Genomic DNA, 23,402 nt, shown 5'->3' on the forward strand with positions numbered 1-23,402 from the left:
CTGGATCAGGTCGGCACCGCGTGGTAGTCGAAGGTCTCACCGGCGCCCTCGGGTGAGGTGTAGCTGAGTCTTCGGGGATGCCCCTCCTCGTCGACCCAGAGGTCGAACTCGGCGCCGACGACGCGGGCCAGCGTGTTGCGGCCGGTCATCGTCTCGTAGCCGCCCTTCAGGGCCGAGAACGTCCCCGTGTACCGGTGGGTGGTGTGCTCGCTGCCGGAGGTCCCCCTCGTGCTCTCCGGCAGCGTGATCTCCTCCGCCCCCACCAGTTCCAGGTTGTCCGCCGTGTCAGCCAGGTCGTCCATGGTGGCCAGGACGAAGTCCACCGAGCACAGGCGCCGGTCGGCCTCTGTCGGCTGGTCCAGCAGTGTCATCCCGGAGAGCCCTTTCTGGGCGGTCATCATGAACCCGGCCTCGGGCAGGTCGTAGCGGAAGACCCGTACCCCGGTGCCGGTCTTGTAGTGGTGTTCGAAGGCGGTGTCGGCCTCGGGCCCGTGGCGCGACCAACCGCTCCCGACCTCCCGGCCGTCCTGGTACTGCGTGTAGCTGATGTGGAAGGCGGGGGCGGCGCGCAGCTCCTGGGCGGCCAGCTCCAGGAACGCGTCCGCGTCCTCCGGGTCGACGTCTCCGGCGGTCAGCAGCGGTTCCTGTGCCCCGGGTGCCGCGTCCGCGGTCTCCCCGTTCTCTGCCGCGGCCTCGGGCCCGTTGCCGACCAGTGTCAGCCGGGCCACGCCCCAACCGCTGGCGACCACCGCGAGGCATAGCAGGGTCACGGACACGATCACCGGCCAGCTGGGCCGATCCTGTTCCGCGTCCTCCGGCTCCTTCCCGGTGGGTGGCATCGATGTCGTCACTGACAACCCCTCGATTCTGCGGCTCGTTGTGCGGGGGGTACCGCCTACGCGGAGTACGACGCGGTGACTCACTGCTCCGTTCGAGTGCCGCGTGCACATAATCTCCGCTGACGGTGACGAACCGGAGCGTGTACGCGAGGTGCGGTGAGTCCAGGGCGGGCTGGAGGAAGCCGAAGGTCTCCGTCTGCACGAGCCGACGCAGCGCCTCGTCGGACGCGTGGTCCCAGAGGAGGCGCACGGCGACGCGGGCCGCCGCGGAGGTGCTGAAGGTGCGGCTGGAGAACAGTTCGACCAGCTCCTCGGCCCGGAGCCGGAGGACGGTCGCCTCCAGCACCTCCGAGTCCAGCTGCCCCAGCAGAGCCAGGGCGCAGTCCACCCGCCCCACCGGGTCCGGGGTGGGAAGGCACCGCCGGACCGTATCAGCCACCTCCAAGGGGTCCGGGAGGGGATCCGCGTCCACCCCGGTGCCCGCACCGTCCGAACCCGGTTCCTGGCCGGTTTCGGCCGCCCCTGGGTCGACCGTGCGGTCCACCGCCGAACGCAGGGCCTCGGGCACGCGTGGCAGCGCCGTCGTCAGCGACGCCACCAGCGCCACGGCCAACAGGAGCAGGGCGGCGTACTCCAGTAGCGCCCCGCCCTGGTCCGAGGGCCCGGGTGTGCCCGGTCCGCGCCCCGTCCGCCCCTTCCGGCGCCCGGTCATCACCGGTCCGTGCGCCATCGCCCCCTGCCCGTGTCCTGTCGATCCTTCTCCTCGTCCCGTCGCCTCCCTCCAGCGACCGGTCACTCCTCGCCCAGGCGCGGTGGCCGGTCCTCGAGGCGGCGCAGGGCGTCCAGTACCTGCTGCCGCTGTCCGGGGGAGCCCTCCCAACCGTGTTGGTTCAGTGCGGCCAGGATCCGGCGCAGGAATCCGGCCGGGCGGGTGCGGAGGTCGTACACCCCGGTGGCCAGCACCGTCCATCCCGCCTCCGCCATGGCGGCGTACCGCAGCCGGTCGCGGGCGCGCTCGTGGCGCGCGGAACGGTGCTCGGCGCTGACGCAGGCCACGGCCACCCGGTACTGCGGCCACCCGAGGTCAGCGTGCAGGAGCCCCTGCGCGCTGGGGACCGGGCACTGCAGTTGGGCCCGGGGCAGGCCCGCCTCGTACAGCAGGACCCGGGCCCAGCTCTCGGACGGTGACTGGCTGCGCGGATCGGCCAGGCGCAGCGCGCGCGGCATCTGCCGCTGTCGGCTCCGGGGATGGCTCAGCGCGGCCGCCAACAGCTCGGCCCGGCTGGTCAACCGCAGGGACAGGAAACGGTCCAGGGCCGCGGTCGCCGTGTACAGCGAGGACGCGCCCGCCGCCACGTCCAACGCGGTCCGTGGCGGGGTGGTGACCCGTACGCCCTGGACGAGGGTGCGTGCCGAACAGGGGACGCGCTCGCGGTGCGGCCGGACCCCGTACCGGGCGGCCCCGGTGACCCCCGGAGGCACGGCCACGTGGAGCCGGTTGCGGGTCACCTCCGTCCCGCGGGGGTGCAGGTCCACGCCCCACACGTAGGCCGCGGTGCGCCCGAAGGCGACGGCGTCCGGCGACAGGTGGGCGAGCACGGGCCGCAGGGTGCGGAGCAGGAGGTCGTGGTCGGGCGGCAGCCCGTTGAGCGGGGAGCCGTGGGGCCGTGCCGAATGTGCGGACCGCGGGGTCTTCGGGGAAGGGGTGGGACGGGGGCGGGGGAAGAGAGGGGTGCAACCGGAGGGGGCTCCGTGGTTTCGCGTCATACTTCCAGGTTGGGCGCCCCGACCGGCCCGGACAAGACACCGCGAAAACCTGTGGACAAACCCGGGAACGGCCTATCCGGCGGGGTTCTTCGAGGGCATCGGCGGAGACCCGGCGGCGGCGTTCCCACCGCGGGCGCTCCCACCGCGAGGTCGGCTAACGGAAGGGCGGCGGGCCGACCGAGAGGTGGATGTGGTCCACGTGGTCCAGGGTCGGGTTGCCGTGGTAGGTGGCCGTTCGCCGGACCTCCATCCACGGGCCCGTGGCATCCCGGTTCGGGTTCCAGATGTGGTAGTCGTAAATGATCCCCTTGACCTGCATTTCCTGGTGGTTCTGGATGAGGAAGTCGATCACTTCGATGGCGGTCGCGTGCATCTCGGGCGTGGGGGTCGCACCGTAGTCCGCCATCATGTAGTCGACGGCCTCACCGAAGCCGTGATCGCTTTCGTCACCCGGCCGGTAGCCGCCCGCACTGATGTAGAAGCCGGGGAACTCCTCGTTGAGGACCCCGTGTGCGGCGCACATGGCGGGGTGCAGGCCGCCGAGGGAGTCGCAGTCGACGACCGGGCCGCCGCCGAACACGACGTCCGGGTCGAAGCGGTACTGGCCCTCCTGGTCGATGAGGTGTACGTCGAAGAAGTCCGAGGCCTGTTCGGCGTCGGTGACGGGTGCGCCGTCGCAGACCAGGCCGTCGTCGTCGCGGCCGCAGTCGGTGGACATCTCGATCATCGCGATGGCTTCGGCGTCGCCGACCACGGCGGACCCGTCCACGTCGTCCTCGTCCTCGCAGACCACGTCGTTCCAGTGGCGGGAACCGTCCTCCTCCAACTCCTTCTGACAGAGCGCGCCCCGGATCTCGACCCGGACGATGTTGCCGGACCGGCCCATGACGTTGTCACTGGCGCGGATGTCGGTGAGCACGGCGCCGTTCTCGCGCGCGTAGGTCTCGGCGCGGCTCTCGGCGATCTCCTCGTCGTACCGGGGCATGGGGAAGACGCCCGTGGAGAGCTGGTCGGCGGCGTCGTCCCGGAGGGCGCCCACCGCGGCCAGCGCGGCCGCGTCCGCGGCGGTCTGCGCCTGCGAGCGCATGTCGTTGGCGGCGCCCACCCTGACGAACAGCACGGTGAGCGCGAGGAGGCCGAGGGTCAGCCCGAAGAGGAGGAGGATGTTCGCTTGTCCGTCGTCGCGGCGGCCCTGGAGTTGACGTCTACGTGCCGTGTGGGGGGAGCTCCGTCGCATGGTGGTCCGGGGGTCTCGCAGGGGGTGTTGGGGGTGGGGGTGCAGAGTCCTGCCGGGCGCAGCTTAACCCGGGCTGGTTCTGAGGTATAGGCCCGGGTTTTTCACCTGTGGACAGGGGGACGGGGTTATCCCAGGTGGCGCCGGAGGCACGGCTGACCGCGTGACCACAGTTGGCCACGGTCCGACCACCGTTGGCCACCGTCAGCGGCGCGAACAGGGCGGGCTGTCGGAGGAGCGGAGCGGGGACGGGGCGGCCCGGAGCTCAGGGGCGCAGGGGGGACTGGCTGAGGATCCGGGCGATCTCCTGGGCCGCCGCGCGGGCGGCGCGGAGGTTGGTGGCCTGGGCGGCGACGAGTTCGAGCCGGTCCAGGCGGGCCGCGCGGGTCGGGCAGCGGCGCCGCTCGACGAACACGCCCCAGCGGCGCAGGAACATGAGTACCGGTTCGGTGTCGCGCCCGTGGGCGGCGAGGTCCTGGGCGATCCGGTACTGGGAGTCGAAGGTCGTGAGCGAGGCGGGGGCGAGGTCGCGCACGGCGGCGCGGAGGGCGGACGGGTCGGCGGCGGGCTCTGGGCTCAGCTGACTCACCTCTTCCGTGTGGCGTGGAAAGAGCATGCGCCGTCCGGCCAGGTCAGACAAGCGGGCTCTCCGTCAGCTGTGGATAACGTGCTGCTGCGGGAGGCCGGAATGGTCTCGTCTACGGGCTTTGCCACCTTTGCGCGGGAGGCCGGGCGGCCTGATCGCCGGCCGCCCGGCGCCCGTCCGGACGCCCGCCCCCGCCGCCCACGGCCTAGAGCAGGGTCGACCAGTAGCTCCAGAAAGCCTGGCCCACGGCGCCGACCACGGCCAGGGCCCACAGCGCGAGGACCACGGTGTGGTTGCGGGCCAGAACACCGAGGGGGCGGCGCAGGGCGGCCGCGACCGGAAGGTGGCCGGTGCGGAGGTTGTGCAGCGTGACGTACCAGAAGACCGGGATCGTCACCGCCCACACCACCATGCAGTACGGGCACAGCGTGCTGATCCGGTAGAGGCTCTGGAAGATCAGCCAGTGCACGAACACCGCACCGAACAGGGTGCCCGCCTGCAGTCCCAGCCAGAACCACGGCCGGAACCCCGAGCCCGGCCCCGAGCCCGAACCGGCGCCCGTACCGGTCCTGGCCAGGAGGGCCGCCCCCACTGCCAGGACCGCCGCGAAGCAAGCGACCCCGATGATCGGGTTCGGGATGCCGAAGACCTCGGCCTGCGGGGTCTCCATCACCGTGCCGCAGGCCAGCACCGGGTTGATGGTGCACGAGGGCACGTGGTCCGGGTCGGAGAGCATCTGCACCTTCTCCACCAGCAGTGCGGCGGAGGCGACCAACCCGATCAGCCCGCCGACCACCAGGACCCAGGGGAGTGCACGGCTGATGACGGGGACCTCGGAACCCGGGGGAGAACCGACCTCCCGTTCGGGGCTCAGCGCTCCCGCGCTCATCCCTCCGTCTCCTCGGAGCTTTCGGCCTCGGAGCCCTCGCCCTCGTCACTGTCGGCGTCGTCGCCTTCGGCGTCCTCGGTCCCCTCGGAGTCCGCGGAACCCTCTTCCAGCTCGCTGTCGATCATGTGCGAGAGCTGCTCGTAGCTGGGCATGCTCGGCGCGAGGCGGCCGTTCACGTAGATGGTCGGCGTGCCCTCGACCCCGGCGGTCGCCCCGTCGTCCAGGTCGGCCTGCAGCCGCTCCTGCGTTTCGGCGGACTCCATGGTGTCGACGAACTCGTCCGTGTCCAGGCCCAGGTCCTCGGCGTAGCCGACGAACACGTCGCTCTGGTCCTGTTGGGCGCCGCCCCAGGACCCCTGGGTCTCGAGCACCTGCGAGTACATCTCCTCGAAGGCGCCCTGCTGGGCGGCGGCCTCGACGGCGGCCGCCGCGGGTTCGGCGTTGAGGTGCCCGGGGAGCGGGAAGTAGCGGATGACGGTGTTGATTTCACCGTCGTAGTCGTCGCGGATCTGCTCCATGACGGGGTGCTGCTGCGCGCAGGCCCCGCACTCGAAGTCGAGGAACTCGACGACGGTCACCGCGGCGTCGTCCACCTCGTCCAGGTGGCGGCTGTCCTCGCGGACCAGCACGTCGGTCGGGACGGTGGGCAGGTCCTCCATGTCGGTCGTTGCGTCGGCGTCCGCGGCCGGGGCGCCGTCGCCGTTGCCGTCGGCGCTGTAGGCGAGCAGCGCGATCCCCACGACGGCGACGAGGATGAGGCTGATGGTGATGGCCAGATTCTTGCTCATGTGGATTCCCTGTGTTCCAGGAGGTTTTTCGGCACGGCTGACGAGCCCCGTCGCGAGGGAGCGGTGTGGGGCTCGGTCGTGCTTCTAGACCCGCTGGACGCAGAGGAGGGTGAGCAGCCCGTACCCGTGCGGTGCGGTGGGTTCGAGGTGGCCGAGGGCCGTCAGGGAGGGCCCGGCCCGCGGCACCACGGGGAGTGCGGCGGTCAGGGCGGAGCCGAGCGCCAGGAGCGGTTGGGCCGTGAGCAGGCCCTGTTCGCCCGGTGTCGGACAGGCGTGGACGACGCCCTGGCCCTCTTGGGCCTCCTGGTCGCCCTGGCTCTCAAGGCCGTCCGGAGCCGCCGGCTCGGCGGCCTGCGCCGCGACCGCCTCCGGGTTTGCGAACCCCTGTGCCGAAGCGGCACCGGGGTAGCAGAGGGCGCACAGGAAGCACAGCACGACAAGGGCGACCGAGGGCGCCGCGAGGGCCCTCAGACGCTTCTTGTCGGTGTGCGTGCTCATGAAACGAACTTTAGCGCTGGTTCGGGGGTGCTCTGCCTGGAACCCCAAATGACCTGCCCTCCAGCCGTTCTCGCACAAAAGTAAACCACTGGTCTGGAAAGTTAGTCCAGTGGTCTTGATTTCACCGGTGGGCTATGTGTCAATGGGGGGCGTGACCAAATACCACGAGGTCCGGGACCTGCTCCTGGACCGCCTTGATGAGATGGGGGCGGGCGACCAGTTCCCCCCGGAGCGCGATCTCGCACAGGAACTCGGCGTCTCACGCATGACGCTCCGCCGCGCGATCGACGAGCTCGTCACCCGTGGCGCCGTGCGGCGGCGGCACGGTTCCGGAGTCTTCGCCCTCGGCCCCAAACTGGACCAGTCCCTGATGGCCAGCTCCTTCACCGAGGATATGCGCGCACGGGGACTGCGCCCCGGCGCGCGCCCCTTGGCCTTCGAGGTCGCACCCGTGGGCGCGCGGATCGGGCGGCACCTCCGGGTCGCGGAGACGGACGAGGTCGCCAAGGTCACCCGTCTGCGCCTGGCAGACGACGAGCCCATCGCCCTGGAAGAGCTCAATGTGCCGCGTCGGCTGATGCCGGACCTGAAGGCCGCCGACCTGGCGGACAGCTCCTTCTACGACCTGCTCAGGGAACGGTGCGGCATCGTGGTCGCCCGCAGCGTGCAGACCATCGAGCCCACCTTCCTGGACGAGCGGGAGGCCCGGGACCTGGAGGTACCGGTCCGCACGCCCGCGCTGTTGTTCGAGCGCACTTCGTGGAGCGTCGACGACGTGCCCATCGAGTTCGTGCGCTCGGTCTACCGCGGCGACCGCTACAAGATCCGCACCGAGCTGACCGTGCCCGCGGTACCTGCCGGGGCTCCGGTATGACCACCGCCGGTCCCGTACCGGGGGCCTTAGCCCCGGCGGACCAGCGGTGACCCCCCGGGGTCCGGGCCGTGCCGCTCGTCTCGGCGCTGACCGCACCGGCCGCGGCCCGGCCTCCGACTCCACCTCCTCCGGCACCGCCCGCACCCCGGCACTGACGGCCGCCCCCGCACCTGCCTCTGTCGCAGCGGCGCCGGGGCGGACCTCCGGTGGCGCCTGCGTGGGACCCCGGAGCCGGAAAACCTGCCCCGGTGGTCGGTCGGCCCGTTCGGCACGGGCCACCGGCCATGGCCTCGTGCGTCCACCGGTGCTCTTCGGTGCCGACCCCTCCGGTCCAGCTGCGCCCCGGCGCCCCGACCCTGTCCCGCCCTCTCAACCCGACTCCCCGGATCACACCCCCCACAACAGTCCGCACAACCTGAACGCACCACCCCTCCCACCCTCCTGACTCGCACTAAGGAGACAAGACATGCAGACCCTCGATCTTGTGGTGATCGTGGCCTATCTGGCGGCCACAGCCTGGCTGGGTCTCAGACTCAGCGGCCGCCAGACCGGCCTGAAGGACTACTTCCTCGGTAGCAGGAACCTGCCCTGGTGGGCGGTGAGCCTCTCCGTGGTCGCCACCGAGACCAGCGCCCTCACCGTCATCGGGATCCCGGTGATGAGCTACCTCGGCGACATCTCCTACCTCCAGCTCGGGCTCGGCTACATCCTCGGCCGCGTATTCGTGGCGTTCTTCATGCTCCCGAGGTACTACGACGGCGAGATGGTCACCGCCTACGCCTACCTGGGCAAGCGGTTCGGCCAGAGCACCCAGACCACCGCCGGTGTGACGTTCCTGTTCACCCGTCTGCTGGCCGACGGCATCCGCGTCCTGGCCGCCGCGATCCCCCTGAAGATGATCCTCGACTCGATCGGGCTGGAAGCCAGCTACTTCACCATCATCGTGGTGCTCGTGGTGGTGACCATCTTCTACACCTTCGTCGGCGGCATCAAAGCCGTGGTGTGGGTCGACGTCTTCCAGATGTTCCTCTACGTGGGCGGCGGGATCCTCTCGGTCTTGGTCATCATGTCCGCAACCGGCGGAGGCTGGTTCGTCGACGCCTTCGACGCGGGCAAGATGAACATGTTCATCTTCGAGGGCAACCCGATCTCCGCTGAGGGCACCTTCATCGCCTCGCTGGTCGGCGGTGCGGTCTTCGCCATGGCCTCGCACGGCTCCGACCAGATCATCGTGCAGCGCCTGCTCACCTGCCGGACGAAGATCGAAGCGCAGAAGGCGCTCATCTGGTCCGGGATCCTGGTGTTCTTCCAGTTCGCGCTCTTCCTGCTGGTCGGCCTGGCCCTGTGGGCCTACTACGAGCAGGCCTCGCCGGACGCCCTGGGTCTGACCCGGGACGACGAGATCTTCCCGCTCTTCATCATCGAGGGACTGCCGCAGGGCATCACCGGACTGCTGTTCGCCGGCATCCTCGCGGCCGCGATGTCCACCATCTCCTCGTCGCTCTCCGCGCTGGCGTCCTCGACCGTCACCGACGTCTACGCTCGCCTCAAGAAGACGCCGATCACGGACGAGCAGGGCCTGCGCGTCGGCCGGTGGGCCACCATCGGCTGGGGTCTGGCCTTCATCGCCCCGGCGACGGTGTTCCAGTCGGACGAGGGCAACATCGTCATCCTCGCCCTCGGCGTCGCGGGAATCACCTACGGCGGCCTGCTCGGGGCCTTCATCTTCGGTATCGCGAACAAGCGGGCCCGCGCCGCGGACGTCAACATCGCGTTCATCGCCGCCATCGCCGTGAACGGCTTCTTCTTCGTCATGGAGAAGTACGTCACCGGCGAGATCTGGGTCGCCTGGCAGTGGTACCCGCTGATGGGTGTGATCGTCACCTTCGTGATCGGCGGGCTCCTGGCCCTGCGGCACCCGGCCCCCACCGAGGAGGAGCAGGTCCCGGCCGCCGAGCGGTAAGCCGACCCACCCAAGGGCCCGACCACGGCCCGATCACGGGCCTGGCCGCGGGACCGTCCGCGGCCGGGCCCGTTCGACCGTCACCACCATGGAAAGTACAGAGAAGATGACAGGCGCTATCCCACCGACGGACGCCGACGCGCGGCGGCGCACCCTGCCGCCGACCGAGCAGCGCAACCCGCGCAGCCGGAACCTGGACGACCTCGACTCCCTCCAGGTGCTGCAGCTGCTCAACGCGGAGGACCGGGTGGCCGTCGACGCCGCTGCCGCCGCCCTACCCGGCCTGGCACCGGTGGTCGACATCGCCGCCGACCGCCTGCGCCGCGGGGGGACCGTGCACTACTTCGGGGCCGGCACCTCCGGGCGCCTGGGTGTCCTGGACGCCAGCGAGCTCATGCCCACCTTCAACCTGGAGCCCGGGCGGGTGGTCGGCCACATCGCCGGCGGCGAGCAGGCGCTGGTCAGCGCGGTGGAGAACGCGGAGGACTCCGAGGAGGACGGGCGCCGCGCCGCCGCCGGGCTGGGCACCGACGACGTCGCGATCGGCCTGGCCGCCAGCGGTTCCACCCCGTACGTGGGCGGTGCCCTGGAGGCCGCTGGCGCCGCCGGGGCGTACACCGTGCTCATCTCCAGCAACCCGGAGGCCCCGCTGGCCAAGTACGCCGACAGCAACCTCGTACTGGACACGGGTGCGGAAGCGGTCACCGGCTCCACCCGGATGAAGGCGGGGACCGCACAGAAGCTGGTGCTCAACGGGTTCTCCACGGCCTTGATGATCGCCACGGGGCACACCTGGCAGAACCTGATGGTCTCGGTGGTCGCCACCAACAGCAAGCTGCGCGAACGGACCGTGCACATCCTGTGCGAGGCGGCCGACCTGAGCGAGCCGGCAGCCCGCGAGCTGCTCCAGCGCACCGGCGGCGACCTCAAGGCCGCGATCGTCTCGTCCCTGAGCGGAGTCTCGCCCCAGCAGGCCCGGAACCTGCTGGAAGAGCACTCCGGTTCGGTACGCGACACACTCGCCGGTGCGCACGGTGCGGGCAACGGGGCCCGCCCATGACGGGGCGGGACCAGGACCCCGGGAGCACGTTCGCCCGCGGGACCGTGCTCGGCATCGACGTCGGCGGCTCCGGCAGCCGGATCGCGGTGGCGTCCGCCGACCTCGGCGACCACCGGGAGACCGGTGGCCACGGGGGCGGCGACCGGGAGGGCGGGCGCTGGGAGCTGGCCGGGCCCCGCGTCCAGATCGGCTCCGGTGGCAGCGATGTGCCACGGGTAGTCCTCGACCTGGTCAAACGCGCCGCCGACGCCTGGCCGGAGCAGATAGCCCGGGTCCGCGGCGCGGGCATCGGGGCTACCGGGCTGGCCTCCCTGGTGGACGATCCCGCCGCGCTCGTCGCTCTGGCCGCCGAAGAGGTAGGGGTCCCGGCGGCCGCGGCCATCGACGCGGTCACCGCCCACCTCGGGGCGCTCGCGGGCGAGGGCGGGGCCATCGTCGCCCTCGGCACCGGCGCGATCGCCATCGGCCACCCCGGCACCGGCCACGAGCGGGGGTGCCCGCCGAGTTGGCGGCGCGTGGACGGCTGGGGCCACCTGCTCGGCGACCGCGGGGGAGGGGCCTGGCTGGGCCGCCGCGCGCTCGAGGACGCCATGCGCGCCCACGACGGCGTCGATCCGGCCGGGGCCGGTCTCCTGGCCGCCGGCCGCGAACGCTTCGGCGACCCCCGCACCTGGCCGGGCCAGCTCTACACCCGCCCCGACCGGGCCGGGGTGCTCGCCGGGTTCGCCGCCGACGTCGTCGAGCTGGCCGGGACCGGCGACCCCGCCGCCCACGCACTGCTGACCGAGGCCGGACGGGAAGCGGCCCGCAGCGCGCTCGCCGCCCTGGATGCCCACCACCCGCCACGGGTAGTACTCACCGGAGGGCTCTCCCGGGCGGGCGGCGCGCTGTCCGCCGGTTTCACCGACGAGCTCGACGCCCGGCACGGCGGGGTCGCGGTCCAAGAGGCCGCCGGCGACCCCCTCGACGGCGCCCTGTCCCTCGCCCGGTTGGCCGCCGACCACCGAGTCGACCCCCAGGAGGGATTCGTGTGGACCTGACCGAAACGGCCGTGACCCAAGAGGCCGTCCGGCCGATGATCGACGGCCTCGCCCGCGCCCTCGGGGCGGACCGAGTGCTCGACCGGGCCCTGGACCGCCACACCCGGGCCCACGACGCCTCGCACTACCTCCTGGTGCCGCAGGTCGTCGCCGTCGCCGAAGACGCCGACGCGGTGGCCGCCGCACTCGCCGTCGCCACCGAGCACCGTACGCCGGTCACGTTCCGCTCCGGCGGGACGAGCCTGTCCGGGCAGGCGTGCGGCACCGGAATCCTGTTGGACACCCGGCGCGGCTTCCGCGGCATCGAGGTCCTCGACGGCGGCGCCCGCGTGCGGGTACGTCCCGGCGCCACCCTGCGCTCCGTCAACGCCCGGCTGGCGCGGTACGGCCGGGCCCTGGGCCCCGACCCGGCCAGTGAAGTGGCCTGCACGGTGGGCGGGGTGATCGCCAACAACTCCTCCGGCATGGCCGCCGGGATCGAGTACAACACCACGCGCACACTGGAATCGATGACGGTGGTGCTGCCCTCCGGCACGGTCGTCGACACCGCCGCAGACGACGCGCTCACCCGCCTGCGGGCCGACGAGCCGGAGCTGGCCGCCACGCTCGAAAGCCTCTGGGAACGCGTGCGCGCCGACCCCGAGGGCATGGCGGAGATCCGCGAGCGGTTCTCGATGAAGAACACGATGGGCTACTCGCTCAACGCCTTCCGCGAGGCCGACGGCCCGGTCGACCTGCTCACCCGACTGATGATCGGCTCCGAGGGCACGCTGGGCTTCGTGGCCGAAGCGGTCTACCGCACCGTGCCCGTCCAGAGCCACGCGGCCACCGGACTGCTGGTCCTCGACTCCGTCGAGCGCGCCGCCGAAGCACTGCCCGCCCTCGTCGGCACCGGCGCCAAAGCCCTGGAACTCATGGACGCCACCTCGATCCGGGTCGCCCGCCGCAGCCCGGACGCACCGGAGGCCGTCACCGGGTTCACCGTCGACCAGCACGCCGCGATCCTGGTCGAATACCGCACCGACGGCGAGCAGGAACTCGACCAGCTGTTGGCCGAGGTCGCCGCGGTCCTGGAGGCGCTGCCGACCACCCAGCCGGTACACCTCACCCGCGACCCGGCCGACCGCGCCGCCCTCTGGGGCGTGCGCAAGGGTCTCTACGCCGCCGTCGCCGGGGCCCGCCCCCAAGGCACCACCGCGCTCCTGGAGGACGTGGTGGTCCCCGTCGACCGGCTGGCCGACACCTGCCGCGAGCTCGCCGACCTGCTGGCCGCCCACGGGTACGCCGACCCGGTGATCTTCGGCCACGCCAAGGACGGCAACCTGCACTTCATGATCACCGAGGACACCGAAGACCCCGAAGCGGTCTCGCGGCTGGAGGTGTTCACCGAGGACCTGGTCGACCTGATCCTCGGACAGGGCGGCAACCTCAAGGCCGAACACGGGACCGGCCGGGCCATGGCACCCTTCCTGGACCGCCAGTACTCACCCGCGCTGGTCGCCGTCATGCGGGAGATCAAGGACGCCTTCGACCCGGCGGGGATCCTCAACCCCGGCGTCGTCCTCACCGACGACGCCCGCGCGCACCTGCGCGACCTCAAGCCCGCCGACCGGGTGGACGAAGAGGTCGACCGGTGCGTGGAGTGCGGGTACTGCGAGCCCGTCTGCCCCAGCCGCGACCTCACCCTCACCCCGCGCCAGCGCATCGTGGCGCGCCGGGCACGGCAGCGGGCCGCCGCCGAAGGCGACCACGCCCTCGTCGCCGAACTCGACGCCCAGCAGGCCTACGACAGCATCGACACCTGCGCGGCCGACGGCATGTGCGCCACGGCCTGCCCGGTGGACATCGATACCGGTGCGCTGGTCAAACGCCTCCGCGGGGAGAGCCGGGGCCGGATGGAGCAGGGTGCCTGGCGCTCCGTCGCACAGCACTGGAAGACGGCGACCACGGCACTCGGCCGCGGCCTCACCATGGCCGCCCGGATGCCGAACGCCGCCGTCACGGGGCCCAACCGGGTGGCCCGTGCGGCCCTGGGCGCCGACACGGTGCCGCAGTGGTCGCCAGACCTGCCCGCCGGCGGCAGCCGACGCAGCCGCACGGACGGCGGGACCGGCGTCGGGGCCGCCGTCGAAAACGGGGCCGCCGGCACCGTGTCCGGGATCTTCCTGCCCAGCTGCCAAGGGGCCATGTTCGCCCCGGCCGAGGGCTCGGGCGGTGTGCAGGCCGCCTTCGCCGCGCTCTGCCGTGCCGCAGGGGTGGGCTTGGCGGTCCCCGAAGGCGTCGACGGGCTCTGCTGCGGCACCCCGTGGTCCTCCAAGGGGTTCTCCGCCGGGCAGGAGGTGATGGCCGAACGCGTGCTCCAAGCCGTCGACGCCGTCCGGCGCCGGGTCGAAGCTGCGCGGCCCAGCGACTCGTCCGGGGCGGAAGTCCCCGTGGTGGTGGACGCCACGTCCTGCACCGAGGGCGTGGCCGGGATCATGGCCCGAGCACGGGAAGCCGGGGACCCGAGGGCCGTCGGTGTCGTCGACGCCGTGAGCTTCGTGGCCGAACACGTGCTGTCCGAGTTGCGCATCGAACCCGGTAACCGGGTGCCGTCGCTGGCGGTGCACCCCACCTGTTCGTCGCACAAGTCCGGCATCGTTCCCGACCTGCGGACCCTCGCGGAGGCGGTCGCACAGGAAGTGCACGTCCCCGACGACTGGGGCTGCTGCGGTTTCGCCGGCGACCGCGGGATGCTGCACCCCGAGCTGACCGAGTCCGCCACCGCGGCCGAAGCCGACCAGGTGCGGAGCATCGACGCCGCCGAGCACGCCTCGTGCAACCGGACCTGCGAGATCGCCATGTCCCGGGCGACCGGGAGGTCCTACCGCCACGTGCTCGAGGTGGCAGCTGACGTCGCCGGGGCTGCGGGGAAGGCTGGGCCAGCCGCGACGTCGGGGTCGGGGACTGGGACGGGGGCGGGTTAGGTCCGGTATTCGGCGACGAAGGTTCCGCGGCCGTGCACCGTGACGATCACGCCCCGGTCGCGGAGTTCCTTCATCGCCCGCCGCACGGTCATGTACGAGACGCCGTACTCCTGGGCAAGCTCGCGTTCCGGCGTGAGCTTCGCCCCCGCCCGAAGCCTGCCGGAGTCCACCAACCCGGCGATGTGGTCCGCGACCGCCATGTAGCGGAGCGCCGGTCCGTCCACGGGGATCTTCAGGGAGTCCTGGTCTTCCATACCGAGAACGCTAGACCGCCACCGACTCGCACAGTGGAGAACCCGAGCATCTCGTAGTCTCGATGCCTCGATCGGGGTGAATCGCCCGACCCCGCAAGGGTGTCCTTCCCGGGATCTGGTGGAGGCTCTACGAACCCCGGGGCGGTCCAGGGGCAGGCGTGGGTGGAGGGCGCTCGGGGCGGCCCGGCAGATCTGGTCAGCCGGTCGGGTGTTCCGCTGTCGGGCAGGCCCTGTTATCCACAGCCGGACGGCACCCGGATTGTCGCGGGCCCGGTCTGGCACGCATGCTCGATACCGGGGGAGCCTTCGTCCCCGCCCGCGTCCGTGTGCCCAATACCCGGCCCCCTCGATTTCTGGAGGTCGTTGCAACACCCCATCTCTGAAGGTGCGCAGTGGGCGGGGGTTTGTTGTTGGGTGCGGGTGGTTCTCCCCCTTTTCCTGCCGCCCGATGGTGGCCGTCTCCGCTGCGCGCGTCAAGGTCGTCGCGGTGGGGGCTCCGCCCGCATGGGCGCTCCACCTTGACCCGCTCCGCTGCGACGGCGGGTTGGCGGCTGTCAGGAAAGGGGGAGGTGTGGTCGGGGAGGCGATGGGCCCTTCGGGCCCGGAGGGCCCCTACGGCACAAGCACGGCCTGGCGGCCGTCAATGGCCACTCCGCCGGAGCGTTGACGCCTGGGGGTGTCGCGGCCGGTCATGCTCTGCTGCGAACCCCTCGGCCTGGCGGCCGATGCCTGCCCCTACACCAGCGCTTCGACGGGTTGGGTGTCGCGGCTGGTCATGGTGTGTGGCGGACCCCTGCTGGCGGGTGGGGGCCGGTGTCTGAGGGCCGGTCGGCACCTGGGCGTGGGTGAACCCCCCTGTTGGAGGCAAAAACAGGGGTGAGCGTGCTTCTAGGACCAGGTCTCACCCACGGTCCCCGGGGTAGCGAGGGCTCGGGGCCAGGGGTCAGGTGTCGGTGCGGGGGCGGGTTCTGGCCATGCGAGGGTAGCGGCCCGGCGAAGGCGGGTGGGAGCTCTTGTTGGGGGTGGCCGGTTACGGGTGCGGGGGTGGGGCTGGGTCCCCATCCGGGTCCGAGCCCTGGTTTCCGGTGCGGCCTCGGTTGCGGCCCGACCACATGCGGCGGTCCTGGCGTACCGCCCATCGGTGCTTGATCTGGTTGTGGGTCGCGCACAGCGGTTGGATGTTGGTGGCGCTGGTGGTGCCGCCCTGCCAGAACTCCACGATGTGATCAGCCTGGGTCCAGGGCAGGGGCACCTCGCACCCGTACTGCCACGCGCAGCTGGTGTGGCCGTGGAAGGCGGCCGCCCGGATCTTGGGCGGCGCCAGTCGGCAGGACCGGCCCACATCCAGGACCTGACCGTTCTTCTGCTCCACCACCAGGCGGCGCACCCAGCTCTGGCCGATCAACTCGCGCACCACCGAGATGGGCACGACCTGCCCGGTCTCCGTGGTGGCCGGACCAGCGTCCTCGGCTTCCTCGTCCCCGGCCAGGGACGTGGCGGGCACGGTGATGTTGATCAACGCCGTCGCCGTAGTCGGGGTGTCGCACCCCTGGTGGGACTGGGCGAACCCCAACGCGGCCATCAGCGCGTCGTAGGTGCGCTCATACTTGGACAGCCCATCCTCAGGGTGGAAAGGCACCTGGTAGTTGTCCAACGCCACCTGGATCCTCAAGGCGTCAGCGGGCGAGCCCCACACCTGGAACAGGAAGGTTTTGTCGAAGGTGGTGACCAGTTGGGCGCCCCGGGCGGCGTGGGCGGCGGCGTGGTCCTTTTCCACCTTGTTGGGGTTGAGTCGCATGCACAGCTGGTGGGCGAAGTGGGTGATCTGGCCCACCGACATGTTCGGGCGTGATTCCTTGAAGTCCAGGATTCCGCATTCCATTTTCGCGCGGAACAGTTCCGGGTCGGGGTGGTCGCCCTTCTGCCTTTTCTCCACCCCGGCCTCGGCGCCCTTGATGACCGCTGCGGCTTCACCCACCGACAGGGTCCCTTCGGCCAGCGCCTGCAGGGTGGGGGCCATTTCCTGGCGGAACTGGGCGCGCCCGATCAGGGCCAGGTCGTTGGCCTGCCCAGCAGGAATGCCGAAGGCGTGGCGCAGCCACGCCTCCAGGTTCCTCTGTCCGCCCTGTTCCAACAGCTGCCCGGTGGCTTCGAGTTGGGCCAGCCGTGCGGCCATGGAGACTTTGATCTGGTCGAGGTGTTCCCACACGCGGGTGGCCTGGTCCAGCACCTCGCCCGCCGCTCCCGGGGGCACGTCGCGGTCGAAGAACGCTGTGGTCTCGTCCCGGGCAGCGACCACCGTGGTATCCACCGGGGTGTGCCCGGTGGGGGTGGGTGCTTCGGGAGAGATCGTCATTCTTCTATTGTAAGCGAAAGGGTCGAACAAAGGAAGTCTTATCGCTGGTTCGTGCTGAATGCATGACTTTCGTCAGGGGTGCCCCCTGACTTTCTTCGGGTTCCTGATTCAGGCCACCTGGTGTGGTGTTTATGTCCACCTGGAATTCCAGGTCGCTCATAGGGGTTGATCTTGCCCCTGTCTCCACTCTCGACGGTCGAGGGTGGAGCTGGGGGCAAGATCATCGGGGAAAAAGGCCGCCCGTTGCGGTTCGCCGCGCGCATTGACCGGCCGTGACACCCCCAACCGTCAACGCTCCGGTGGAGTGGCCGCTGACGGCCGCCAGGCCGTGCTTGTGCTGTTGGGGTTCGGCCGAAGGCCGGACCATCGCCTCCCCGACCACACGTCCCCCGTTTCCTGATAGCCGCCAACCCGCCGTCGTAGCGAAGCGGGTCAAGGTGGAGCGCCGTTGACGCGCGAAGCGCTCGATGGCGACGACCTTGAGGCGCGCAGCGGAGACGGCCACCATCGGGCGGCAGGAAACGGGGAAACCCGCACCCGCAACAAAAAACCTCCACCCACCGTGCCCCGGGGCTACACACCTGCACCCCGCCCGCGAGTGCTCACGAGCACCCCGCCCGCGAGTGCTCACGAGCACCCCGCCCGCGAGTGCTCACGAGCACCCCGCCCACGAGTGCTCACGAGCACCCCGCCCACTGGGAACCTCTCCGTAGGTGCCAAGCCAACCGTCACGGCCTCAGTGTCAGTCACGGCCTCAGTGTCACTGGCGGCAGACCCCCGTCCAACGGGGAGCATCCCGCTCAAAGGAAACGCCGAAGCTCGGGATGTCCGGGTGGGTGACTATCGGATCATCTACTCCATCCATGACGGGAAGCTGGTGGTGCTCGTGTTGAGCGTGGTGCATCGCAGTGAGGTCTATCGGGATGTGTGACAGCACGCATGGCTGGATCTTGGCCACGAGGCACAGCGGAGCGGGGTGTGAGCGCGCCTCACACCCCGCTCGCTCCTCGCCGCTCTTCGACGAGGCCTTCGGGGCCCCAAGAGGTCCTGGCTTCCGACCTCTCGGAGACCCGGTCGCAAGGTCCCTGCCGAATGGGACCACGCCTCAGGGATCCTTCCCCACGAACCCCACGTCTCAGGGATCCTTCCCTACGAACCCCACGCCTCAGGTGATCTTCCTGTTCAGGGCCTCCAGCACGTGGACGTCGGCGACCTTTAACCGCACGTCGCCCGAACCCGAGGGGTTGACGGTCGCGGAGCGCACGTAAGCGCCGTGGCTCCACTTGCGGCTGGTCTGCTCGGGGACGGCCTTCGCGCCCAGGCGGCCCATCGCCCCTGGCGGGCCTGCCAGCAGCCTGAGCTGCCAGGACGTCCTCAGGACAGACAGTCCCCGGTAGTCGTTGTGCTCCAGCAGCGGCAGCGTCCCCACCAGTCGGCCCTCCTCCCGGCCCGGGTAGTTGGGCAGCGCCTCCAGCGGGAACCGCTGTCCGGCGTTGGTGCCCCGCACCACCTCCACCGCGAAGTTCGCCCCTTCCGGGACGGGTGTGCCCAGACGGACCTCGAAGCTCAGCTTGCCGCCGTGCCTGCCTGACGGGCGCACGCGGACGCGGTCCACGGGAAGTGTCGGGGGCAGCGGTGAGGTCACCAGCCCCAGCCGGTCGTTGACCGTGTAGTAGGGGCGCACCCTGGTGCCGAAACCACGGTCGGGTTTCACCTGGTGGGACGCGTACTCGATGATCTCCTTGTACCCGACCACCCCGGACAGGTGCCTGCCCACCGTGCATTCGGTGCCGTCCGACAGCACCACCCGCATCTCCCACTTGTCGGAGTCGCCGTGCCGTCCCCGCACTACTTGTTCGGGGTCGATGACGGCGGTGAACTCACCCCCCTGCGCGACCGCCGACGGGAACTCCCGGCGCCGCTGCGGCGAGGCGCGCAGCCGCACGATCATACGGGCGCGGGCGTCGGGCCGCTCCCTGCCGAGGATCCGGCCCTGCACGGTGATGAGCCCGTCGGCGATCTCCACGTACTCGATCTCGGCGTGGTGCGCGGAGCGGCGCACGTGGAGGACCAGGCGGCCCTTCGCGGAGCGGCCGGGGATCACCAGCGAGAGTTCGTCGGTCTTGGCCGGGGGGAGCGGGAACCCGTACTGGTGGATCTCGACGTCCCGTACCGGGGTCTCCACGCCGCGGTCCACGCGGAACACCTGCCAGGTCCCGGTGGCCAGCACCGAACTGGACGCGTCCACCACCACGCGGCCGTCGGCGTCGGGGGCCCGTTCGACCCGCTTGCCGACCCTGGCCAGCACCACTTGGTCGGGGACCCGACCGGCGCCGAACCCGGCTCCGGCCCCAGCTCCGAACCCGGCTCCGGCCCCAGCTCCAGCCCTGACCCCGCCCCTGGCCCCGGTATTCCCCTTCACGTGTCCGAAGGACAGCACTGCGGCCCCTTCCGGACCGACCTCCACCCGGCAGGAGGCGGCCTGTTCGGCCCTGGGGGAGGGGACGGACGACACCGGCGGGGACGGCACCCCCGCGCCGGTGAGCTCGGCGAACAGTTCCTCGTGCTGGCGGACCACGTGGGCGGGGTCGTAGCGCTCGGAGTCGGTGAGCGCGGCCGACGACATCCGCCGCCGCATCCCGTCATCGCCCATCATCGCGGCCAAGCCCTCGGCGATGCCGGGGGCGGACTTGTTGGGCACGAGCAGCCCGTCCTCGCGGTCCCGGATGATGGACGCGGGGCCGTGCGGGCAGTCGGTGCTCACCACCGGCAGCCCGGACCGCATGGCTTCCACGATGGTCATCCCGAACGGTTCCTCGCTGGAGGTCACCGCCGCGAACGCACCCTGCGCCCAGGCCTCCTCGACTCTCGGGTGCGGGCCCATCAGCCACACGCGGTCTTGCAGCCCCAGCGAACCCACGAGCCTGTCGAGCTGCCCGCGTCGGCTGCCCTTCCCGTAGATCCGGAGCGTCCAGTCGGGAAAGTCCTCGTTGACCATAGAGAAGGCCTGCACGAGCAGGTCGTGCCGTTTGCTGGGGGCGAGCCGACCCGCCGCGACGATGGTGCGGGTGTTGTTCCCGTCGACCGTGAAGGGCGGCGCGGGCACGGAGTTGGGGATGGATTGGAGCCGTACACCCGGCATCGGCATGCGCTCCGCGTAGGTGCGGGCGTCGGCCTCGGTAACGGTGACGAACGCGTCGAGGTTGGGGTACTCGGCGGCCATGATCCGCCGGAGTTCCTCGGAGTGCTGTTCGTAGGTGAGGTGTTCCTGGCCGACCTTGATCACCCGCTGCGGGGCGGCTCGGGCGAGGACCACGTTGAGCCCGGGGCGGGTGCCGACCACCACGTCGGCGTCGGTGGTGGCGAGGTACTGCTCCAGGCGGTCGTCGGTGAGGCGGCTGTAGACACTGCTTCGGGAGTCTTCCACGGGAAAGAGCAGTGGCGGAAGACCGGCCCGTTCCGATCCCTCGTACAGCGGGCGCCCTTCGGCCCCGGTCGACCCGCTCTGCTGTCGGGTGTCGACGAGCGGGCGGAGGTGGACCTGGGCCGGGACGGGCAGGACGGGATCGGCGCGGTGCCGGAACACCGAGACGATCTCCACCTCGTGCCGGGCCGAAAGCTCGGCCGCCTGGTTCGCGACGGTACGCACGGTGCCGCCGATGCCGTACATGTTGTTGATCAGATAGGCGATCTTCATCGAGCCCCCAATTTCGCGGCGCCGCCCCGTGCAGAACGCACGGGGCGGCGCCGTCCCCCGTTTCCCCACACCGAGCCGAACCCCTGCGTAGGGGTGATGTGGGGATTCCGGGATCAGGCTATGGGCGAGATTGGGCGAAAAGACCGAATCTGGGCGGCAATGCCCAAATGTTTGCCGGACCCTGTTGGTGTTTTAATCGGGATTCACAAACAAAAAAATGAGCGCCCGTTATAGGTGAATCCGGGCACAGGACCTTGACCGGCGCGTCCGGATGTGTTGGGCCCCAGAAAGCGAAACCGGAGAGGGCCGCATCCGAGGAGGCCGACGGTCCCGCGCACGGTCCCGCGCACGGTCCCGCGCACGAGGCCGGCGGCCCCGCGCACGAGGCCGACGGTCCCGCGCACGGAGCTGGCGGTCTTGCGCACGGAGCTGGCGGCCCCGCACCTGAGGCGGTGGCCCCGCACCTGAGGCGGCGGTCCCGCGCACGGGGACGCCCTCCCCCGTACCCGTGGGGAACCCGGGCTGAGCCGACCGGGCGGGTTCGGGGGAGGGCGCGGGGTCGAGGGCGGTCGGCGCACGTGCGGCAGGACGGCAGAGTGCCGCACGTGCGCCGACTTGGGGGCGCCCTCAGGTCGAGGGGCCGCTCCCCCGTCCCACGGCAAGGGAAGCCGGGAGCGGGGCGGAGGCGGCGCGGCCGGGTTCCGGCTCTTCCGGAACGGTGCCGGGTCGGTGTCCGGTGACCCTCCAGGCACGGACACCTCCCGACCTCGGAACCCGGTCTACCGGAGCAGGGCCCGCCCCCCGCTCCAGCGCCGCCTCCTGGCTTGTGGTCACACACCGACGGGCACCTCCGTGACCTGTCCGAACCCGGGCAGGGTCACGGTCGCGGTCCGCACGTCGGCCGGGGTCTTGTACAGGGACCAGTAGGTCACCTGGTGGCTCGGCGGAATCCGGGTCTCGGCCCCGTCGAAGCCGCCTCGCGAGCACAGGCACAGGGTCTGTTCGTTCATCACGGGGTGGAACACGGAGTCCGATTCATGGTCGGTCAGGGTCACCCCCGCGAAGCTGGGCTGCTCGTAGCCGCGGTCGCTGGCGCTGAGTGTGTCCCAGCCGAGCCGGGCGTCCTCGACGCCTTCGTTGTGGATCGTCCACGTCACCGCTACGTATTCACCCGCCGCGTCCCGGCGCACCTCGTTGACTTCGGCGGCCAGGTCCTCCGTGTCCTCGGTGGATCCGGTGGAGCTCCCGAGCGACTCCAGTTCCGCCTCCATCTCCGGCAGCCCCGACGGCGCCGTTCCCGCTCCGGAGCCGGCCCCGTCTTCGACGCCGTCCTCGATGCCCCCGTCGTCCCCTTCCTCGGGCGTCCCGCCGAGGACTTCGTCCGTGTCCTGGTGCAGTGCCAGGACCCGTCCGTCCTCCAGCTCCGGGGCTTCCAGGGGCTCGCCGTCGCTGATCGGCACGTCGGGGAACGGCGGGGTGATCGGCGTGAGGACGCTCATGGTGTCCACGTCCTCGGGAGGGGCGGGGAAAGCCACCCGCAGTTCCTCCACCACTCCGGCGCGGAGCAGGTTGTGGTCGAACTTCGAGCACAGGCAGCTGCCGTCCTCGCTCACGGTGAGGTTGAGGTGCTGCTGGTGGTTGACCGCGTCCAGGAGGGTGACCCCGCTGGCGGTCTCCTGGTCCTCCAGGAAGGTGTCGCCGTCGTCGCCGCTGAGCAGGTCGAAGCGCCGGATGTCCTCGTCGGTGTGGTTGCCGACTCCCAGGGTGAGCAGGAGCAGTCCGTCGCCGACCCGCTCCAGCTCCCGCACTTCGATCTCCAGGTACGGGCCCAGCGAGGTGGAGGTGGTGGGGGAGCTGACCGGCAGTTCGACCGGCTCGGCCGCGACCGGCTCCGTCTCCTCCTCCACTTCTTCGTCTGCATGGTCCGCTCCGGTCCCGCTGTCCTCTCCGGCGTTGCCCGAGGCCAGTCCGCACCCGGCGGTGGCGACGACCAGGGCGACGGTTACGGCCACGGTCCGGGTGGCGGCACCGGTGCCCCACCGAACAGCTGACCGGGAGGCAGCGCGGAACAGGGCGCTGAGGTGCGTGCCGACCAGTGGCTCCGGGGCCGGCGGTGCGGTGGTGAGCTGGGGGTCCAAGGCGTGTTCCTGACGAGCTGGGGTCTCGCTTGTTTCTCGCGTTGCCGAAGGTGCGGAGGGGCGCACGCGGTGGATCGGTGACGCCTCCGCGCTGCTAGACAAGTGGACGCATGTTTCCATCGAACAACAATCGGTGGTCGTCCTACGTCTGACTGTCTTGCGGATAGCAACGCGACGTTGGTTGTGATGGACACTCTGCCGCAAATAGATGGAAAAATCGTGGGTCCCGTCGGACTTCCTGTGGCCGAATCCGGCCACGATGAGGAAAGGCCAGGTGGCGCAGGGTAAGCGGGTGAGGAATGCTCGGCAGAGAGTGAAAGGAAAGGTGAGATGAGCGGGGCCGACCCTCAGGAAACGCCCTCAGAAACCGCCCAGGAAATGTCCTGCCGCTCCCCGCGCGGCCCCGGCAGCCCACGTCCCCGCCCTGCCGCAGCCAGCCCGGCAGACACCCGG

General features: G+C 71.0%; 18 protein-coding genes. 7 read left to right on the forward strand and 11 right to left on the reverse strand.

Features of this window, described 5'->3' with window-relative positions:
- Nucleotides 1-5: 5 nt before the first annotated feature.
- Complete coding sequence (locus tag ACYVDG_RS13005; RefSeq protein WP_460750470.1) at nucleotides 6-851, reverse strand: hypothetical protein; 846 nt, start codon at nucleotides 849-851, stop codon at nucleotides 6-8.
- A gap of 217 nt (nucleotides 852-1,068) precedes the next feature.
- Between ACYVDG_RS13005 and ACYVDG_RS13010 the strand changes: the two genes are divergently transcribed.
- Nucleotides 1,069-1,479, forward strand: a complete 411-nt coding sequence (locus ACYVDG_RS13010; protein WP_460750474.1) for a hypothetical protein — start codon at nucleotides 1,069-1,071, stop codon at nucleotides 1,477-1,479.
- A 152-nt stretch (nucleotides 1,480-1,631) separates the two neighbouring features.
- On the opposite strand, the gene ACYVDG_RS13015 is transcribed toward ACYVDG_RS13010, so the two are convergent.
- The 6 genes from ACYVDG_RS13015 to ACYVDG_RS13040 form a co-directional block, all read right to left on the reverse strand.
- Nucleotides 1,632-2,606 carry a hypothetical protein gene (locus ACYVDG_RS13015; protein ID WP_460750477.1) on the reverse strand — a complete coding sequence of 325 codons (975 nt, stop codon included), beginning with the start codon at nucleotides 2,604-2,606 and terminating at the stop codon, nucleotides 1,632-1,634.
- Nucleotides 2,607-2,760: 154 nt separating this feature from the next.
- Entirely contained in the window at nucleotides 2,761-3,843 is a 1,083-nt protein-coding gene (locus tag ACYVDG_RS13020) for a pilus assembly protein TadG-related protein (RefSeq protein ID WP_460750482.1), read from the reverse strand.
- A gap of 262 nt (nucleotides 3,844-4,105) precedes the next feature.
- The gene (locus ACYVDG_RS13025; RefSeq protein WP_460750487.1) at nucleotides 4,106-4,429 is read right to left on the reverse strand and encodes a DUF6247 family protein; all 324 of its coding nucleotides are present in this window, start codon (nucleotides 4,427-4,429) and stop codon (nucleotides 4,106-4,108) included.
- Nucleotides 4,430-4,631: 202 nt separating this feature from the next.
- A complete protein-coding gene (locus ACYVDG_RS13030; RefSeq protein ID WP_460750492.1) occupies nucleotides 4,632-5,315 on the reverse strand; it encodes a vitamin K epoxide reductase family protein in 684 nt (227 codons plus the stop codon).
- Nucleotides 5,312-6,103: a DsbA family protein gene (locus ACYVDG_RS13035; protein ID WP_460750496.1), complete on the reverse strand. Its 792-nt coding sequence runs from the start codon at nucleotides 6,101-6,103 to the stop codon at nucleotides 5,312-5,314. Before ACYVDG_RS13035 ends, ACYVDG_RS13030 begins: the two co-directional genes overlap by 4 nt.
- Nucleotides 6,104-6,187: 84 nt before the next feature.
- The gene (locus ACYVDG_RS13040; protein ID WP_460750501.1) at nucleotides 6,188-6,601 is read right to left on the reverse strand and encodes a hypothetical protein; all 414 of its coding nucleotides are present in this window, start codon (nucleotides 6,599-6,601) and stop codon (nucleotides 6,188-6,190) included.
- Between the two features lie 151 nt (nucleotides 6,602-6,752).
- Between ACYVDG_RS13040 and ACYVDG_RS13045 the strand changes: the two genes are divergently transcribed.
- The 5 genes from ACYVDG_RS13045 to ACYVDG_RS13065 all read left to right on the forward strand — a co-directional run bounded on the left by ACYVDG_RS13045 (nucleotide 6,753) and on the right by ACYVDG_RS13065 (nucleotide 14,504).
- Nucleotides 6,753-7,475: a GntR family transcriptional regulator gene (locus tag ACYVDG_RS13045; protein WP_460750504.1), complete on the forward strand. Its 723-nt coding sequence runs from the start codon at nucleotides 6,753-6,755 to the stop codon at nucleotides 7,473-7,475.
- A 466-nt stretch (nucleotides 7,476-7,941) separates the two neighbouring features.
- Nucleotides 7,942-9,438, forward strand: coding sequence for a sodium:solute symporter (locus tag ACYVDG_RS13050; protein ID WP_460750508.1), 1,497 nt, complete (start codon nucleotides 7,942-7,944; stop codon nucleotides 9,436-9,438).
- A 106-nt stretch (nucleotides 9,439-9,544) separates the two neighbouring features.
- Nucleotides 9,545-10,498 carry an N-acetylmuramic acid 6-phosphate etherase gene (gene murQ, locus ACYVDG_RS13055; protein ID WP_460750611.1) on the forward strand — a complete coding sequence of 318 codons (954 nt, stop codon included), beginning with the start codon at nucleotides 9,545-9,547 and terminating at the stop codon, nucleotides 10,496-10,498.
- Nucleotides 10,495-11,538 carry an N-acetylglucosamine kinase gene (locus tag ACYVDG_RS13060; RefSeq protein ID WP_460750513.1) on the forward strand — a complete coding sequence of 348 codons (1,044 nt, stop codon included), beginning with the start codon at nucleotides 10,495-10,497 and terminating at the stop codon, nucleotides 11,536-11,538. The genes murQ and ACYVDG_RS13060 overlap by 4 nt, the downstream gene beginning before the upstream one ends.
- On the forward strand, nucleotides 11,529-14,504 hold the full coding sequence (locus ACYVDG_RS13065) for an FAD-binding and (Fe-S)-binding domain-containing protein (RefSeq protein WP_460750516.1): 2,976 nt from the start codon (nucleotides 11,529-11,531) through the stop codon (nucleotides 14,502-14,504). Before ACYVDG_RS13060 ends, ACYVDG_RS13065 begins: the two co-directional genes overlap by 10 nt.
- Here the strand turns inward: ACYVDG_RS13065 and ACYVDG_RS13070 are convergent.
- Nucleotides 14,501-14,758: a GntR family transcriptional regulator gene (locus tag ACYVDG_RS13070; protein ID WP_460750519.1), complete on the reverse strand. Its 258-nt coding sequence runs from the start codon at nucleotides 14,756-14,758 to the stop codon at nucleotides 14,501-14,503. The two genes, ACYVDG_RS13065 and ACYVDG_RS13070, sit on opposite strands and share 4 nt — an antisense overlap.
- Before the next feature lie 1,030 nt (nucleotides 14,759-15,788).
- Entirely contained in the window at nucleotides 15,789-17,114 is a 1,326-nt protein-coding gene (locus tag ACYVDG_RS13075) for an HNH endonuclease signature motif containing protein (RefSeq protein WP_460750523.1), read from the reverse strand.
- 757 nt (nucleotides 17,115-17,871) lie between these two features.
- Between ACYVDG_RS13075 and ACYVDG_RS13080 the strand changes: the two genes are divergently transcribed.
- The gene (locus ACYVDG_RS13080) at nucleotides 17,872-18,045 is read left to right on the forward strand and encodes a type II toxin-antitoxin system RelE family toxin (RefSeq protein WP_460750527.1); all 174 of its coding nucleotides are present in this window, start codon (nucleotides 17,872-17,874) and stop codon (nucleotides 18,043-18,045) included.
- A 234-nt stretch (nucleotides 18,046-18,279) separates the two neighbouring features.
- On the opposite strand, the gene ACYVDG_RS13085 is transcribed toward ACYVDG_RS13080, so the two are convergent.
- The gene (locus ACYVDG_RS13085) at nucleotides 18,280-20,811 is read right to left on the reverse strand and encodes a glycosyltransferase family 4 protein (RefSeq protein WP_460750530.1); all 2,532 of its coding nucleotides are present in this window, start codon (nucleotides 20,809-20,811) and stop codon (nucleotides 18,280-18,282) included.
- A gap of 830 nt (nucleotides 20,812-21,641) precedes the next feature.
- Nucleotides 21,642-22,949 (reverse strand): hypothetical protein, encoded by a 1,308-nt coding sequence (locus ACYVDG_RS13090; RefSeq protein WP_460750533.1) that lies wholly within the window; start codon nucleotides 22,947-22,949, stop codon nucleotides 21,642-21,644.
- Between the last annotated feature and the right edge of the window lie 453 nt (nucleotides 22,950-23,402).

It is taken from the genome of Nocardiopsis oceani, from assembly GCF_054777395.1.

Coding starts and splice junctions, on each gene's coding strand:
- ACYVDG_RS13075 (WP_460750523.1), bottom strand. CDS start 17,114: ATGACGATCTCTCCCGAAGCACCCACCCCCACCGGGCACACCCCGGTG.
- ACYVDG_RS13020 (WP_460750482.1), bottom strand. CDS start 3,843: ATGCGACGGAGCTCCCCCCACACGGCACGTAGACGTCAACTCCAGGGC.
- ACYVDG_RS13050 (WP_460750508.1), top strand. CDS start 7,942: ATGCAGACCCTCGATCTTGTGGTGATCGTGGCCTATCTGGCGGCCACA.
- murQ (WP_460750611.1), top strand. CDS start 9,545: ATGACAGGCGCTATCCCACCGACGGACGCCGACGCGCGGCGGCGCACC.
- ACYVDG_RS13085 (WP_460750530.1), bottom strand. CDS start 20,811: ATGAAGATCGCCTATCTGATCAACAACATGTACGGCATCGGCGGCACC.
- ACYVDG_RS13030 (WP_460750492.1), bottom strand. CDS start 5,315: ATGAGCGCGGGAGCGCTGAGCCCCGAACGGGAGGTCGGTTCTCCCCCG.
- ACYVDG_RS13035 (WP_460750496.1), bottom strand. CDS start 6,103: ATGAGCAAGAATCTGGCCATCACCATCAGCCTCATCCTCGTCGCCGTC.
- ACYVDG_RS13040 (WP_460750501.1), bottom strand. CDS start 6,601: ATGAGCACGCACACCGACAAGAAGCGTCTGAGGGCCCTCGCGGCGCCC.
- ACYVDG_RS13015 (WP_460750477.1), bottom strand. CDS start 2,606: ATGACGCGAAACCACGGAGCCCCCTCCGGTTGCACCCCTCTCTTCCCC.
- ACYVDG_RS13060 (WP_460750513.1), top strand. CDS start 10,495: ATGACGGGGCGGGACCAGGACCCCGGGAGCACGTTCGCCCGCGGGACC.
- ACYVDG_RS13070 (WP_460750519.1), bottom strand. CDS start 14,758: ATGGAAGACCAGGACTCCCTGAAGATCCCCGTGGACGGACCGGCGCTC.